Annotated in this window: 2 protein-coding genes; both read right to left on the bottom strand. The window is 28.4% G+C overall.

Features of this window, described 5'->3' with window-relative positions; all coding sequences use genetic code 11:
• Positions 1 to 573, bottom strand: a 573-nt coding sequence (locus JNO63_RS08595; protein WP_238390508.1) for an IS3 family transposase, incomplete at its 3' end; no start/stop codon positions are given.
• A gap of 35 nt (positions 574 to 608) precedes the next feature.
• Positions 609 to 1,145, bottom strand: a complete 537-nt coding sequence (locus JNO63_RS08590; RefSeq protein WP_203128520.1) for a helix-turn-helix domain-containing protein — start codon at positions 1,143 to 1,145, stop codon at positions 609 to 611.
• Positions 1,146 to 1,168: the final 23 nt, after the last annotated feature.

Here is a 1,168-nt window from a genome sequence, read left to right as displayed (position 1 = left end):
TCCCCATCCTTGATCTGAATGAATTATTCTTCTTTCTTTGCAGTCACTTGTTATATTGATGGCTTCTTCTAGTGGGGTTAAGATTGCTTTTATTGTTGGCCTTTTACTTATGGAATATGATATTATCTCACTATTATACATATCTAGAAATGCATTTAAGTACAGTTTACCTATTCTAGTATTACCTTTATCATCAGTGGCGTAATATTTAAATTCTGATGTATCTGTTGTTATCTTTTGATGAGCTAGGTCTGATTTAAAATTACGATTTATTAGGTTGTCTGATAACTTTCCTATATGCCCTTTGTATGATGAATACTTAGATTTTCTTCCAAAGCTTGTAACTTGTAGTTTTAGTTTTTGGACTAATCTTTGTACTTTCTTTTTGTTTATTAGTATTCCTTGATTTCTTAAATGTCCATATATTCTACGATATCCATAGTTTTTATGATTAGCTCTAATATTTAATATTTTTTCTTCTAAATCAGCATCTTTGTTAGTTCTACCGAATCTTTTTTGCCAATACATATATGTTGATTTTGGAAAGTTTAATTTATTTAGTAAATCTTTCAATTTGTATGTTTCTCTAAGTTCGTGTATTATCCTAGCTATTTCTTCTTTTTGAGTTTGTCCCTTTGTCTCAATTCTCTCTTTTTTTTTAAGAAATCTACTTCCATTTGTAGCCAATATACTTGATCTTCAAGTTCTTTGATTCTATCTTTTTCTTCTTGAGTATATTGTTTATCTGTTGATTTACTAACTTTTTTATCTTCTTTAGTCATACTTGAAGGCCTTCCTCGTTTTTTAGTTTCCAGTCCCTTAATTCCATATTTTCTATATTTGCCAACCCATGTACATATCATAGATGGATTTGATATATTTAAATTATTGGCTAGGTCTAGATAGGACATTTCACTTGTTAAATACAACTTTACTACTTTTAATTTATATTCTGTAGAGTAATCCTTCTTATTTCTAGATCTTTTTAATCCTTCATAACCTAGTGTTTGATATGCGTTCACCCATACTCTTAGTTGATATTTATCAGGAATATTGAATGATTTAGCTAAAGATTCATAACTTTCGTCACCTTCTAAATATCTTTTAACTAGTTTATATTTGAATTCTGTTCTATATTTTGCCATAAAAAACTGACCTCCTTAAGTTG

It is taken from the genome of Anaerococcus sp. mt242 (assembly GCF_016798225.1).
Lineage (GTDB): Bacteria > Bacillota > Clostridia > Tissierellales > Peptoniphilaceae > Anaerococcus.
This window is presented reverse-complemented; position numbering and strand designations above follow the sequence as displayed.